Origin of the sequence: Acetitomaculum ruminis DSM 5522, assembly GCF_900112085.1 — a bacterium.
Classification (GTDB): domain Bacteria; phylum Bacillota; class Clostridia; order Lachnospirales; family Lachnospiraceae; genus Acetitomaculum; species Acetitomaculum ruminis.
Genome location: NZ_FOJY01000007.1, coordinates 114,687 through 129,950, shown reverse-complemented (window position 1 = coordinate 129,950; position 15,264 = coordinate 114,687). Strand labels below are relative to the sequence as shown.

14 protein-coding genes and 1 tRNA gene are annotated in these 15,264 nt (G+C 33.7%); 1 reads left to right on the top strand and 14 read right to left on the bottom strand.

Translation table 11 applies throughout. The features are described from left to right. Positions 1–34 precede the first annotated feature (34 nt). The 13 genes from trkA to galE form a co-directional block, all read right to left on the bottom strand. Complete coding sequence (trkA, locus tag BM153_RS06230) at positions 35–1,396, bottom strand: Trk system potassium transporter TrkA (RefSeq protein ID WP_092871832.1); 1,362 nt, start codon at positions 1,394–1,396, stop codon at positions 35–37. Positions 1,397–1,655: 259 nt separating this feature from the next. Continuing rightward, the gene (locus BM153_RS06225) at positions 1,656–3,677 is read right to left on the bottom strand and encodes a methyl-accepting chemotaxis protein (RefSeq protein WP_092871830.1); all 2,022 of its coding nucleotides are present in this window, start codon (positions 3,675–3,677) and stop codon (positions 1,656–1,658) included. A gap of 270 nt (positions 3,678–3,947) precedes the next feature. Next, positions 3,948–4,979 (bottom strand): C40 family peptidase, encoded by a 1,032-nt coding sequence (locus tag BM153_RS06220; protein ID WP_092871828.1) that lies wholly within the window; start codon positions 4,977–4,979, stop codon positions 3,948–3,950. A gap of 259 nt (positions 4,980–5,238) precedes the next feature. Next, a complete protein-coding gene (locus BM153_RS06215) occupies positions 5,239–6,183 on the bottom strand; it encodes a bifunctional riboflavin kinase/FAD synthetase (RefSeq protein WP_092871826.1) in 945 nt (314 codons plus the stop codon). A 12-nt stretch (positions 6,184–6,195) separates the two neighbouring features. After that, positions 6,196–7,089 carry a tRNA pseudouridine(55) synthase TruB gene (gene truB, locus BM153_RS06210; protein ID WP_092871824.1) on the bottom strand — a complete coding sequence of 298 codons (894 nt, stop codon included), beginning with the start codon at positions 7,087–7,089 and terminating at the stop codon, positions 6,196–6,198. A 25-nt stretch (positions 7,090–7,114) separates the two neighbouring features. Beyond that, on the bottom strand, positions 7,115–8,068 hold the full coding sequence (locus BM153_RS06205) for a DHH family phosphoesterase (RefSeq protein ID WP_092871822.1): 954 nt from the start codon (positions 8,066–8,068) through the stop codon (positions 7,115–7,117). Continuing rightward, complete coding sequence (gene rbfA / locus BM153_RS06200) at positions 8,068–8,454, bottom strand: 30S ribosome-binding factor RbfA (RefSeq protein ID WP_092871820.1); 387 nt, start codon at positions 8,452–8,454, stop codon at positions 8,068–8,070. The genes BM153_RS06205 and rbfA overlap by 1 nt, the downstream gene beginning before the upstream one ends. Positions 8,455–8,465: 11 nt before the next feature. After that, positions 8,466–10,883: a translation initiation factor IF-2 gene (gene infB, locus BM153_RS06195; protein ID WP_092871818.1), complete on the bottom strand. Its 2,418-nt coding sequence runs from the start codon at positions 10,881–10,883 to the stop codon at positions 8,466–8,468. Between the two features lie 17 nt (positions 10,884–10,900). Next, complete coding sequence (locus BM153_RS06190) at positions 10,901–11,188, bottom strand: L7Ae/L30e/S12e/Gadd45 family ribosomal protein (RefSeq protein ID WP_092871923.1); 288 nt, start codon at positions 11,186–11,188, stop codon at positions 10,901–10,903. A gap of 10 nt (positions 11,189–11,198) precedes the next feature. Then, on the bottom strand, positions 11,199–11,477 hold the full coding sequence (gene rnpM / locus BM153_RS06185) for an RNase P modulator RnpM (protein ID WP_092871816.1): 279 nt from the start codon (positions 11,475–11,477) through the stop codon (positions 11,199–11,201). 1 nt (position 11,478) lies between these two features. After that, entirely contained in the window at positions 11,479–12,642 is a 1,164-nt protein-coding gene (gene nusA, locus BM153_RS06180) for a transcription termination factor NusA (RefSeq protein ID WP_092871814.1), read from the bottom strand. A gap of 16 nt (positions 12,643–12,658) precedes the next feature. Then, complete coding sequence (rimP, locus tag BM153_RS06175; RefSeq protein ID WP_092871812.1) at positions 12,659–13,126, bottom strand: ribosome maturation factor RimP; 468 nt, start codon at positions 13,124–13,126, stop codon at positions 12,659–12,661. 126 nt (positions 13,127–13,252) lie between these two features. After that, positions 13,253–14,266 (bottom strand): UDP-glucose 4-epimerase GalE, encoded by a 1,014-nt coding sequence (gene galE, locus BM153_RS06170; protein ID WP_092871810.1) that lies wholly within the window; start codon positions 14,264–14,266, stop codon positions 13,253–13,255. Between the two features lie 232 nt (positions 14,267–14,498). On the opposite strand from galE, the gene BM153_RS06165 reads away from it, so the two are divergent. Next, positions 14,499–14,570 (top strand) — tRNA-Glu (locus BM153_RS06165). A gap of 125 nt (positions 14,571–14,695) precedes the next feature. Here BM153_RS06165 and BM153_RS06160 read toward each other — a convergent pair. Further along, positions 14,696–15,079 (bottom strand): hypothetical protein, encoded by a 384-nt coding sequence (locus BM153_RS06160; protein WP_092871807.1) that lies wholly within the window; start codon positions 15,077–15,079, stop codon positions 14,696–14,698. Between the last annotated feature and the right edge of the window lie 185 nt (positions 15,080–15,264).

Sequence of the window (15,264 nt, the reverse complement as noted above, 5' to 3'; positions counted from 1 at the left end):
TCTTAAACTCTTTTTTATATAGATTCCGTTTTAATTATTCTGTATCCAAAATATTATCTAATTCGTTTATTCCGGATTTAGTTGTAACAATGATAATACTGTCACCTTCATTTATAACATCCTGACCTCTTGGAATAATAACTTTTCTTCCTCTTTGAATACATGCTACAATCATATCTTTTCTAATATTTAATTTCTGCAATGGTATTCCAACTACTTTTGAACCGCTTCTTACTATAAATTCCAAGGCTTCTGCTTTTCCATCAAGAATTTTATATAATGTTTCCACATTACTTCCAAAAGAATTCTGTCTGGCTCTTACATAGCTTAAAATATTATCAGAAACAATATTTTTAGGGCAAACAATAGTTCCCAAATCCATATTGTTAAGTATTTCATTGTATCTGATACGATGAATTTTAGTGATTAATTTTGCATGACTGTGCTTTTTAACATACAAAGACATGAGAATATTTCCCTCATCAATATTTGTCATGGCAACAAAGGCTCCTACCTTATCAACGCCCTCTTCATAAAGCACACTCTGGTCTACAGCATCACCTTCAATGATATTACTTCCCGGTAATTCTTCGCAAAGTTTCCTACATCTTTCAGGATTTTTTTCAATAATGGTATTGGCGATTCCCATAATATTCAATGCCTTTGCCACATAAAAAGAAATTCCGCCTCCACCAACTATCATTACATTCCTGATTCTTCCCTTTAATATTCCAAGTTTTTTAAAAAGGACTCTTGCCTTTTTCGGACTGGCTACGATTGATACAACATCATCTTGTTGGAATACAAAATCCCCTTTTGGAATTATTGCTTCTTCGCCACGCTCTACGGCGCATACCAGGGCTTCAACATTTATTTTAGAAGGAAGATCAACAAGTTTTAAACCTATCAACTTATGTCCTTCTTCAAGTCTTACTTTGACAATTTCTACTTTTGTTTTTGCAAAAGTTTCCACCTGCATAGCTGACGGGAATCTGATTACTCGTACGATTTCTTCTGCCGCTGCCTTTTCAGGATTAATGGTCATAGAAAGACCAAGTTCTTTTTTTATGGCATCAAGACCTTCTGCATAATCCGTATTTTGTATTCTGGCAATTGTATTACAATTTCCAACCTTCTTTGCAATCAGACAACAAATAAGGTTTAATTCATCACTTCCTGTCATGGCAATTAAAAGGTCTGCATCTTCAATGCCTGCATCTTTTTGTGTCTTCATAACTGCCGCATTTCCGATAACACCCATAACATCATATTGATTCGAAAGTTTGTCTACTACTTCCTTATTAGTGTCGATAATCGACACATCATGATCTTCTTTACTAAGCTGTTCAACCAGAACTGATCCGATTTTGCCACAGCCTGCTATTACTATACGCATATTATCCTCCAATTACTTCATTAAAAGCGGATATTTTTTAATCTGCTTTGCTTTTTCATAAACACCTTATTTTTTTTTAACAGATTTTTAATCCAACAATAAAGAGGTTAAAAACCCAATATATTATTATAGCTGATTAATATTTTTAGTAAATATGTAAAATATCAGAAAAACATTTTAAATTTTTGTGAAATACTTATAAAATATTTTTTCCAAAAATAACCTGAAAGCCAAAGCTTTCAGGTACTAGTTTACTTTTTTATAATTTAAAAAAGCTTATATTATCTTGTAATCTTTGGGAAATTTCTTTAAGTTTATTAGCAGAATCTGCAAGAATCGTAACAGTATCTGTAAGTTCTTCCATAGATGCTCCTGTTTCTTCCGAAGAAGCTGCATTTTCTTGTGAAATTGCTGAAAGAGTACTCATAATATCTACTACAGAATCTTTTGATGTTTCACAAGTATTTGCACCTTCAGATATAAGTTTTACTCCATCAACAGTACTCCTAATATTGTCAAGCATACCATTTACAGATTCGAGAGTATCACCCAAAGCTTCTTGCTGATCATTATTTCCATTTCTAACTTCTTGTGCAGCCCCCACGGTATCACGAGTCTGATTAAGCAAAATATCCATCTCTATCTTTATATCATCAGCCATTTCTTTAGAATTTTCGGCCAATTTTCCAATCTCTTCTGCAACTACAGCAAATCCCCTACCAGCTTCACCAGCTCTTGCAGCTTCGATACTGGCATTTAATGAAAGAAGATTTGTTTGAGTCGCAATATTTGTAATACCTTCCACCTTCTCATTTATATGATTAACCGCTTCTTGCGTAGCTTGAATCGTTTTTGATATTTCATCAATTCGTCCTGTCATCTTATTTGAAAAAGCTTGAAGATCAGCAAGGGATTTTCCTGAAATTTCTGATGCCTTCTTCATTTGATCTGCCAGATTGGAAAGATTATCTGAAGAATCTTGAACACTCTTAACTGCATCACCAATCATGCCTACATTTACAGTTGCTTCTTGAATCTCTTCGGCCTGATGAGTGGCACCTGAAGATATTTCTTGCACTGCATTTGACACATCTGCAGTTGTTCTGGAAATCTGGTTTGCCATATCTGATAACTCATCTGAGGAATTTGTTACATTTTCTGCAGAATTTTTAATATCAGATACAATATTTTCCAGTTTAGAAATAACTGAGTTTGTTGCTATAGATATGGCACCAAATTCATCTTTTCTTGAATCAAATTTTTCAACTTTAAAAAATCTTCCGTCTGAAAGTGCTTTAAGAGAATCGTTAACTGCCTTTATTGGGTCAGTAAAATTTCTTGCCGTAACAATTGAAACAACTATTGCTACTACCAATAAAATAATACCTATTATAACAACAATCATTGCAGATTTTTGTGCCGGAGCCATAACCTCAGCTTCCTGTTTTGCCACACAAACAGTATAACCGGAAATTGGCTCTTTTACCCAAGAAATATATGTATTATTTCCACTAAAATCTAACTCTAACAATCCATTTGTTTCATTAGATGTCATAAAATCGCTGTCACTTTGGTCAAGAGGCTCATCTTCTGCAGATATTTCAAACTGGGCATGTGCTGCAACAATACCTGCTTTGTCTGTTATAAAACCATCACTAACGTTTTCTGCAAGAAAATTATGTAAATTATTAAGATTATAACTTCGTACGATTACTCCGATAACATTTGAAGCAGACTTGTCGTATATTGGAACTACAATCTGCGTAACCCTATTTCCGGTAGTTTGACTTGTAATAATATTTGATACCACAGTTTTACCTGATGACATCGCATCCTTAAAATAATCTCTATCTGCTACATTTGTAAGAGGTTTATCATCACCACGAAGAATTTGATCCCCATTTTTTGCACAAAGAATTACACTTGTATTGCCATCATTAATAGTTTCATTTATTTTTGTAAGTTCTGATTTAAGCACATCTTCAGAAACTGTTTTATCGCCTTCCATATAAGAGATACAATTGGATGAATTTGCCATGGTTTTTAATGCTACAACATTTTGATTAATAACATCAGCAAACAGTGATTCAACGAAATTAGCTTGAACTTTCAACAAATCCAAAGCATCATTTTTTGCCTTTTCCGTAGATGTTATATAGCTGATAATAACTGCTACAAGTAATGGAAGTGAAACCAGAACCCCCATTATTGCAATAAGTCTTGTTTGAACTCTGTCTTTGCATCTTATATTTGTTTCATTTTTCTTTTGTTTTTTTGACATGTATTTTACCCCCGTAGTCTAAAATATAAAAACTTTATCAACATCCTAAATATATTTTTCCCTCAATCTTTAGTTTAATAATCAAAACCTTTTTATATTCAAACCTACTCAAATTTTATATCGTCTAGCTAAAATAAAGATTTAGGCTATATGTTATTTAATTTCAATTTTTAAAAAAATAAAAAGACATGTGCCAAATATCTTTTGACAACATGTCCTTTAAAAATATCCAAAAATATTTTGATATATGTCAATATATAATTAAAACAATTATCCTAATAAACTAATCACCTTAGTAGGTGTTCTGTAGTAAGCACTGGTTATACATATTCCTCTTTCTTCTGAGTGTGCCTGAACCACCATTCCACCACCAATATATATAGCTACATGGTCAATTCTTCCGCCGCTGCTGTAGAAGAATAAATCTCCTGCCTGAGCTTCATTTGCAGAGATTTCTCTACCGCAATTTGCCTGGCTTGCTGCATGATGTGGAAGTGAAATTCCATATTGAGCAAATACACTTAATACAAATCCTGAACAGTCAGCACCGTTTGTAAGACTAACTCCACCCCATACATAAGGATTTCCTATATACTGGCAGGCAAAATTAACTAGTTCTGTTCTGACACTTGTAGTTTCTTCTGCTTTTGAAACTGCTGTATCAAGACTTAAAAATTCTTCAACATACTCTGATGCAAGATAATACTCAGCACCATCATATTGAACCTTTGTCCATTCACCTTCTTCTGATACATAAAGAAGGGCTGAATTTTCAGCTAAAACAGTTTTTACTTCTGCGTCTAAGGAAGCTTCTGTTCTTAATTTAAGTCCGTCTGTTTTAACTAAAACATATTTTTTTGCAAAACCGTTTGCATATTCTTCTGCTTCTTCACCGGTTACTAAATATTCTGCTTTTACATAACCTGTAATGCTTCCGGAGGTAACATTTGCCCATCCGTTTTCATCTATTGAAAAAATCTCGCAGGCATTTCCGTTTGACATTGTTCCTAAAATATTTGAATTTTCATCTGCTGCTTCTCTGACATTTAATGTGTCATCTACAATAGCGATTCCAAGATTCTTATATCCATAAGCATCTGTTTCGCTCTCCTGTGTTTCTTCTGTTTCTTCGTTTTCTATCTTCTCTTCTTTTGCGTTATCTATAAGAGTCTGTAAAAATTGTGCATCATTATGATCAAGGGCATGTGGTATTGCGGTAGTTGCATTTGCTCCAATGGTAAAAGTAAGTGCCATAGTACATGCCATCGTACTGATTCCAATAATTCTCTTAATATTTAACATTTTTTCCTCCTGTAGTTTTAGATGTTGTTTTTATAACCTTTTCTTAATAATTTCTTCATATTTTCTAGAGACGAGTATAGCAACATTTGTTACGGGTGTCAACATATATTTGTAACATTTATGAAATATTTATAGTCCTTTAATACTAATTACGTCGATTTTTATGCTATTTGCGTAAAATAAAAGCAGGCTCCAAAACACATTTGCCTGCTTTTTTTGAAAATTCGGTCTTTATTATGTTTTTATTTAATAATTACTGTTACATTTGCTTAATATTTATCAACTGATTATCCAGCAGATATTTTTTTGAATAATCGGCATCTGCCTGCATTCTACCCTTTAATTCTTCAATATTTTTGAATTTCATTTCCGGTCTGACATACTTTAAAAGCTCTATTTTTATTTCTTTTCCATAGATATCATTTGAAAAATCGAATATAAAAGACTCTGCTCCTTTAATATGTTTGTCTGTAACCGTAGGCTTGATTCCAATATTTGTAACAGATCCATACACCAAATCACCGATACAAACTCTTGATACATATACCCCATTAGGTGGGAAAATTTTATTGTCATCTGCCACTACATTAGCAGTAGGAATATCTATGGTTCTGCCTAATTGATTGCCATGTACCACTTCTCCCACTATGGTATAGGGATAACCCAGTAATTCCTTGCTTTTTTCCATATCGCCGGCTATAATACACTCTCTGACATAAGTTGAGCTTATATCTCTGTCTTCATATCGTTCCTTATCTATAATATCCAGTTCAAAGGATAAATCCTTAGCCAGCTTTGCCAAAAGGGCGTAATCTCCTCTTCCTCCTTTTCCAAACCTGAAATCATTCCCCACTGTCATGTATTTAATAGAAAGTTCTTTGACTATTTTTTCTATAAAATACTCCGGTTCCAGATTCATTATTTCTTTTGTAAAGGGAAGTTCATAAAGATAATCAATGCCCATTTCTTCTATTAAGACTTTTCTTTCATAATTTGTTGTAATAAGCTGTTCTTTTTCATGATTTATCAAAAATGCCGGATTGGTATCAAAGGTATAAACTACTGTTTTTAATCCGTATTTTTTTCTGTCTGATATATTTCTTATTAATCTTCTGTGACCTTTGTGCAGACCGTCAAATTTGCCAAGGCATATGGCTGTTTTTTCTTTTATTTCATAATCTGCGTTGTTTCTAATGTAGTGCATTTTTCCTCGTTCCTAAAACATCTTACAAACTTTGAAATCATCGCTTTTTTTGCAATATTTATAAACTGCCCTAAACTGACCGTCACTGTTGTAAACAGCAATTTCCTCCCCGTCACTTTGGACATTTTCATATTTTGCAAAATTTTCAGCTTTTAATCTGTTTCCATTAATTAAAAATCTGTCTGAATTTTTTGTCATTTTAAACTGTTTTAAATCGCTAAAAACATCGGCTATTGGAAGCAGTATTTCATTAAGTCTGTCATTTTTTACATATTCTTCTATTTCTGATAATTTATGAGATTTTTCCAGATCAAATCTGTCGACTTTTGTCCTTTTAAGAGTTTCCATAACTGCACCACAGTTACATTTTTCACCAATATCTGATATAAGGGTTCTGATATAGGTTCCTTTAGTGCATGATACTTCAATTTTGGCAAAAGGAATGTCTATATCTATTATATTTATATCTATTATTTTAACAAGTCTTGATTTTCTCTCAACTTCTATTCCAGCTCTGGCAAGTTCATAAAGTTTCTTACCATTTACCTTTAATGCAGAATACATGGGAGGAATTTGATTATAATCTCCAACAAAACTTTTTATAATGCTTTCAAGCTCTTCTTTAGTAACATTTACCTGATTTTGTGTCAGGACTTTTCCTGTCATATCCTGGGTATCTGTTGTAATGCCAAGCCTTAATCCTGCAATATAGGTTTTATCATGGTCTGTGAGTTTTTCACAAAGCTTCGTTGCCTTTCCAATGCAAACAGGCAAAACCCCTTCCGCATCTGGGTCAAGGGTTCCGGTATGACCTATTTTTTTAATTTTTAATATTTTTCTAAGACAGGCCACAACATCAAAAGAAGTATAGCCTTTTTCTTTATATACATTTATTATTCCATCCATACTCTTACCAAACCCTAGAAACTTTCTAATTAAGCTCTTTTTCTATCATAGAAACAATTTCCTTCATTTTCTCTTCAGGATTTTCTAAAATAGTGCATCCGGCAGCATTTTTATGACCACCACCACCGAATTTTGCAGCTATTGAAGCTACATCTGTTTCTTTTTCTGAACGCAAACTTACCTTAAAAGTACCCTCAGGATTTTGATACATTAAAACTGATGCCACTACCCCTTTGGTTGAACGAAGATGACTTACGCAACCTTCTAAGTCCTTTGGTTTGGCATTACATTCATCCATCTCTTTTTTGGTAACTATAGAATATAAAATTTTTCCGTCAGCTGCCACTTTTGCGTTATTAATCGCCCTGGCAAGCATTTTATTCTGGGTAAAGGTTTTTTGAAAGAATACTCTGTTTACGATTGTTGGAAAATCAATGCCCATATCCATCATTTTTCCAGCTATATTCATAGTTTCACTTGTGGTAGAGCCATATTGAAAAACTCCGGAATCTGTTACCATTCCTGTGTAAATACATTCTGCTATATCTTTATTGATTTTTTCACTGTCCATTAAGGTATAAAGCAGTTCACAGGCTGAACTTCTGTGGGGTTGAATGTAGCAGACATCTGCGAAAGATTCATCATTTGTAATATGATGATCTATACAAAGAGTGTGTTTTGCTTTTTTATAATAATCGCCAAATATTCCCAGCCTTTTAATATCACTACAATCAAGAGCTATATAAAGGTCATAGGTATTATTTTCATTATATTGGTTTTTAATATCGCTACTTCCCTTTAAAAAATCAAATATGGCAGGAATGGGTTCCAAATAAACATCAACATTAACGCCTTCAAAGTTTTTTAAAATATAATTATAAAGGCCAAGACAAGCCCCGACGCAGTCTCCGTCGGGGTTTATATGGCCCGAAATGGCAATGTTTTTCATATTTATAAGTTCATTATCTAACTTACTCATTACTCTTCCTCTTTATTTTCACTGTGAATTTCAGATTGTTTCATTACCTCTTCGATTTTCTTTGACATATTAACTCCATATTCAATGGAATTGTCCAGGACAAATACTATTGATGGTGTATTTCTAAGGTTAATGGCAGATGCCAAACTTCTTTTTATAAAGCCTTCTGCCTTTTTTAAGCCTGCAAGGGTATCGTTTTTTTCCTTTTCGCTGCCAAGCACACTGATATAAGCTTTACAGGTCTTAAGATCCGGTGCCACTTCCACTTTTACCACAGAAGTCATTGGATGAACTCTTGGGTCTTTAATATCATTCATAATGATTTTTCCCAGTTCATGCATAACTTCAGTATTTATCCTTGTATTTTTTATACTGTTTTTTCTCATATCAGATCCTCTTAACGCGGTACTTCAACCATGATATAGGCTTCTACTTCATCATCAACTCTGATGTCATTAAATCCGCTAAATACAAGACCACATTCATAGCCTGCCTTAACTTCCTTAACGTCATCCTTAAATCTCTTTAATGACTCAAGATCACCTTCAAATATCTGCTCTTCACCACGATTTATTCTAACTTTACATCCTCTTTGAACTGAACCGTCAAGAACATAGGAACCTGCAATATTTCCAATACCTGAAGCTTTAAATACCTGACGAATCTGAACATGACCTATAACTTTTTCTTCATATATAGGATCAAGCATTCCCTTCATGGCAGCTTCGATATCTTCTATAGCATTGTAAATTACTTTATAAAGTCTTAAATCTACGCCTTCTCTATCGGCTGTTTCTTTAGCCTGAGCATCAGGGCGTACATTAAATCCAATGATAATAGCCTTGGAAGCAGATGCTAAAATAACATCAGATTCATTAATGGCACCAACGCCTCCATGAATTACCTTAACTACAACTTCTTCATTTGAAAGTTTTAAAAGGCTTGACTTTATAGCTTCTACAGAACCTTGAACATCAGCTTTAACGATAATATCAAGCTCTTTTAAGGTTCCTGCCTGGATTTGTGAGAAAAGGTCATCAAGACTCATTTTTGATTTTGTTTCCTCTATGAGTTTTTCTTTTCTTTCAGCTATAAAGGTTTCCGCAAAGCTTCTGGCCTCTTTTTCATTTTTTGTAATAACAAATGTTTCACCGGCATTTGGAACATCACTAAGTCCTGTAATAGCGACAGGAGTTGATGGACCTGCCTCTTTTACTTTACGACCTTTATCATCAGTCATTCCTCTGATTTTTCCATGACATGAACCAACTGCAATAGGATCACCTATGCGTAATGTTCCCTTTTGAACAAGTATATTGGCAACAGGTCCTTTTCCTTTATCAAGCTCTGCCTCTAAAATAAGACCTCTTGCTCTTCTTTTTGGATTTGCTTTTAATTCTAATACTTCAGCTGTAAGTAAAACCATCTCTAAAAGTTCACTTATACCTTCATGGGTATGTGCTGAAACAGGTACAAATATTGTGCTTCCACCCCAGTCTTCCGGAACAAGCTCATATTCTGATAATTCCTGTTTTACTCTTTCAATATTAGCTGTCGGTTTATCAATTTTATTTACAGCTACAATTATTTCAATTCCGGCTGCCTTAGCGTGATTAATAGCTTCTATGGTTTGTGGCATAACACCATCATCAGCAGCTACAACTAAAATAGCTATATCTGTAGATTTTGCTCCACGCATACGCATTGCTGTAAAAGCTTCATGTCCCGGAGTATCAAGGAATGTAAGCTTTTCTCCATTACAGGTAACAACATAAGCACCGATTTTTTGAGTAATACCACCGGCTTCTCTATCAGTAACATTTGTATTTCTGATAGCATCAAGAAGAGAAGTTTTACCATGGTCAACATGTCCCATTACACAGACAACAGGAGCTCTTTTTACCATTTTTGAGGTATCTTCCTCTTCTTCTTTTAATAATTCTTCAATAGGATCAACCTTTACTGCATGTTCACATAAAACATTATATTCCAATGCAATATTTTCAGCAGTATCAAAATCAATCTGCTGATTTACTGTAACCATTTTTCCCTGAAGGAAAAGCTTTTTAACAAGCACTGAAGCCTGAATTTTTAACTTGTCAGCCAGTTCTTTCAAGGTCATTGTATCTTCTAATACAATTGTCTTGATTGTCTCAACTTCCGGCTCCTTTGCCTCAACCGGATGCTGCTGAGCTTGATTCTGGTTCTTGTTATGACCTTTTTTATTCTTCTTTTCAAAGCGATTGTTGTTATTGTCGTTTTGATTATTGTTTCTGTTTTTGTTCTTGTTTTTATTATTGGAATTTTTATTATTAAAATTCTTGTTGTTGTTATTATTTTTGTTGTTGTCTCTTACATTATCCTTCCTGTTTTCTCCACCATTGTTGTTTTGACGATGTGAATCATTGGAAGAATCTGCATTGTTCTGGTTATTGTTTTGACTGATATTTTTGTTTTTGTTATTATTTTTGTTGTTTCCGCCATTATTGTTTGAATTCTTTTGACTATTTTGCGGATGGAAAACCTGACTGATATTTGGTTTTTTGCCTTTTTTCCCTTTGTTTTCGTTATTGTTCAAGTTATTATCCTTATTTTCCGTAACAGGACCCTCCTTTTTTACAGCCTTATCTTTATCCTGTCTGTGCACATTGGCATTTATTTTATCTATAAATTTCTTAAATTTACTAACCTGATTATCATCAAGTCCACTTTGGGCTTTTAATTCCTGCCCATCCTCTTTTTTAAAAAAATCTATTATTTCTTTACTTTTTATATTTAATTCTTTCGCAAGACCATAAACTCTGATTTTTGCCATTCTATATCCTCCATTATTCAATTGTCAATTTTAATTTTTTCTTCGATACTATTGGCGAAGTTTTTATCTAAAATTGCAACAGAGGCTCTGTAATCTTTCCCTATGGCATGTCCCAGACTTTCCTTTGTCGAGTAATATAAACACGGGATTTTGTAATAGCTACATTTATTTGTAAATAATTTTTTAGTATTATCTGAAGCATCTGTTGCCACGATAACTAATTTTGCTTTCCCTGTTTTTACTGCTTTTTCAACTGAAAACTCTCCACTAATTGTTTTTTTGGCTCTCGTAGCCATTCCGATCATATTTAAAACTTTATCGTTCAATACTTAGCTTAAGCTCCTTTTCCAGCTTTTCATATAATTCCAAAGGAATACTTACCTTTAGAGATCTTTCAAGACTCTTTCTCTTAAAGGCAGTCCGGAGACATTCTATGTTATTACAAATGTATGCTCCTCTGCCGTTTTTCTTCCCACTGGCATCTATTTCTATTTCGTTCTCGGTGTTTCGTATAATACGAATCATTTCCTTTTTATTTTTCATTTCTCCACATCCTACACACATACGCATAGGTGTTTTTTTCTTTCCAGGCATCTTAGTCCTCTACTCCGTAATCATCAATTTCTTCGAATGATTCTGTGTCATCAAAAGCATATGCGCTATTGTCTTCATCTTTTTCTTCATAAGAAACATCGTATTCTTCATCATCTAACAATGCTTCCTCCTCTTTAGCCTGAGTCTCTGATTTAATATCAATCTTAAATCCTGTAAGACGGGCTGCAAGACGAGCATTTTGACCTTCTTTTCCAATTGCCAAAGATAATTGATAATCAGGAACAACAACTTCTGCTGTCTTTTCATCATTATCTGCAATTACTGAAACTACTTTAGCCGGGCTTAATGCATTTTCAATAAGTACAGCCGGACTTTCTGACCAGTTGATTATATCTATCTTTTCACCACGAAGTTCTTCTACAATGGCATTTACCCTGATACCATTCTGACCTACACAGGCACCCACTGCATCAACATTTGGATTGTTTGACCATACTGCAATCTTTGTTCTTGAGCCGGCTTCTCTGGCAATACTCTTAATTTCCACGGTTCCGTCATGTACTTCAATTACTTCAGCTTCAAAAAGTCTTTTTACCAGATCCGGATGAGTTCTTGAAAGAATAATTCTTGGTCCTCTTTGACCATCCTTAACTTCAAGAATATAAAGTTTTATTCTTTCATTTGGTTCAAATCTTTCTGTCTTAACCTGTTCTTTTTCTGTAAGAATTGCATCTACTTTTCCAAGATTAATAGATAAATTCTTTCCCTGAACTCTTTGAACAATTCCTGTAACGATATCCTTTTCTTTTTCGTAGAACTGGCTGTAAAGAGATTTTCTTTCTTCTTCCCTGATTTTTTGCAAAATTACATTTTTTGCATTCTGAGTAGCAATTCTACCAAAATTCTTGGCATCCACAGGAACATTTACAATATCTCCCACCTGAAAATTTGAACCATATTGGTAAGCATCTTCAATAGATATCTGTAAAACAGGATCTTTTACCTCTTCTACAACTTCTTTTTCAGAATAAATCTTGTATTCACAGGTATCTCTGTCAATTACAACTTTTACATTATCACATTTGTCATAATTATTTTTATAAGCTGTAAGCAATGAATTCTCGATAGCATCCAGTAATGTTTCCTTGCTTATATCCTTTTCTTTTTCAAGGATTTCAAGCGCTTCGAGTAGTTCTTTATTCATTTTTTGTTATTCCTCCTTAAAAATCAAAATACTGCCTTATAAGCGATATATTCTTTTTTTCAAATGTTTGAGTTGTATTATCTTCATATTCAATAGTTACACTATCTTTATCAAATTCTTTTAAAAGCCCCTGAAAAATCTTGATTTTATCAATAGCCTTATAAGTGTGAATTTCAATCATTTTCCCAAGATTTCTCACATAGTCTTTTTCTTTCTTTAAAGGTCTGTCAAGGCCCGGAGAACTAACCTCCAGTATGTAGGACTCGTCAATGAAGTCTTCCCTGTCAAGGATTTCTTCCAAGCTTCTGCTGATAAGTTCACAATCATCGATATTTACTCCACCTTCCTTGTCAATAAATATCCTCAGATAAAAATTATCAGCTTCCTTAACATATTCAACATCTACTAACTCAATGTTGTTAGCATCGCAAAGAGGATTTACCAGACAAGATGTTTTTTCTTCTATATCCGTTCTTTTTGACATCCCGGCACCTTCTTTCTAAAAAATATACAAACAATAAGAGTGGATTCGCACCCACTCTTAAATAAACAACTATATCTTAAATTACCTACTACATTATAGCACTAAAACAAGCAGTTAGCAAGTATTTTATTCATACCCATTAGGGTTTTTCGTCTGCCAGTTCCAGGTATCTTTACACATATCTTCAATGTCTTTTTCAGCTTTCCAATGAAGATTTTCTTCGGCTTTTGATGAATCTGCATAACACTGTGCAATATCACCGGCCCTTCTATCCTTTATTTGGTATTTTATGGCTTTGCCACAGGCTTTTTCAAAGGCCTTTACCACCTCAAGTACACTGTAGCCTCTTCCTGTACCAAGGTTATAAACCTCAAGTTCACCCTTCATATCAGCCATTTTTTCCATGGCTTTCACATGACCTTTTGCCAAGTCTACTACATGTACATAGTCTCTTACACCTGTTCCATCCGGGGTATCATAATCATCCCCAAATACTCCAAGACATTCAAGTCTTCCAATGGCAACCTGGGAAATATAAGGAATAAGATTATTAGGAATTCCTTTTGGATCTTCGCCTATAAGTCCGCTTTCATGAGCTCCGATAGGATTAAAATATCTAAGAAGCATTATATTAAAGGAATTATCTGCCTTATAAACATCTTTTAAAAATTCTTCCGTAACAAGCTTTGTTCTTCCGTATGGATTTGTAACAGATAGTGGAAAATCCTCCTTAATAGGCACTGTGGCTGGATCTCCGTAAACAGTTGCTGAGGAAGAAAATACTATATTTTTTACATTGTATTTTCTACATGCATCAACTATTGTAAATATTCCATTGAGATTGTTTGAATAATATTCGATTGGTTTTTCAACAGATTCACCAACTGCCTTTAAAGCGGCAAAATGAATAACTGCATTTATATTTTCCTTCTCAAATATTTCAAAAACCGCTTTCTTATCGCATACATCCCCTTCGTAGAGTTTAAGATTTTTGCCTGTGATTTGCTTTATTCTATCAACTACCAATTTATTGGAGTTTACAAAATTATCAATTATTACCACTTCATAGCCGGAATTTAATAATTCCACACAAGTATGGCTTCCAATATATCCGGCTCCTCCGGTGACTAAAACCTGCATATTGTTCCTCACTTTCTTATCCCATATCTTCATTTCAGGATTTTTTTATTATAATCTTTTTTCCTTTTACAGTAAAGTTTTGAAAAATTTTCTTTAATGATTCTCAAAATCCTTGATTTTAAAGGTTTAGAGAAGATGTTTATTTATCCGGTGGGATTTATTTCAAAAAAAATTAAAGAAATCTTAAAGAAATTGCTTGCAATAAGTTTTTAAACATGATATTATGTTGCACGGTTCGTTGGTCAAGAGGTTAAGACGCTGCCCTCTCACGGCAGAATCACGGGTTCGATTCCCGTACGAACTGCTGACTATTTATTATGAATAGCCCAACCCGTAAAGAAACTGTCATTAACATATGGCAGTTTTTTTATTTCCACAATAAAAGACCTTTCCAAAAAGAAAGGCCTGTAAAATCAAATATATTATTTATTAATCTTCTTCCACATAATCTGATTCTTCTTCGATAATGTCTTTTTTATCTTCTTCAGACTTCTCATTCTTTTCCTCGTCTTTTTTCATAAATTCCATGGAATTAACCTTATCTTTGAATTTAAGCCATTCTTCATGGGTCATTTTTTCTACTGCTTCCATGGCATCTTTTACATTGTCAGGCTGAAGATTGACAACTTTTTCAATGGTTTTTTGAGTTTTTATCTTTACTTCCTCCACACCGTCTTTAAGTTCATCAGAATCTAAAAACTCTTCACCCTTTTTAGTCATTTCCTCCACAGCTTCACCAACTAAATCTACTGCCGTTACAGCTGCTCCTACCCCTACATATAATGTTTTTTTAATCAAATTTCCCAGACTCATTTTTTCGTCTCCTTTCTTTGATTATATATAATCTTAATGGATTAAAGTCCCCTTATTATATAAAATTCGTCAATTTTTTCATAAAACGTATAACATTTTCGCAAAATTGTCAACAAAATATATGATTTTTCAACAAAAACAATAATATTTAATAAAGGAAAAGGGTGTTGCACCATTTGCTGGCC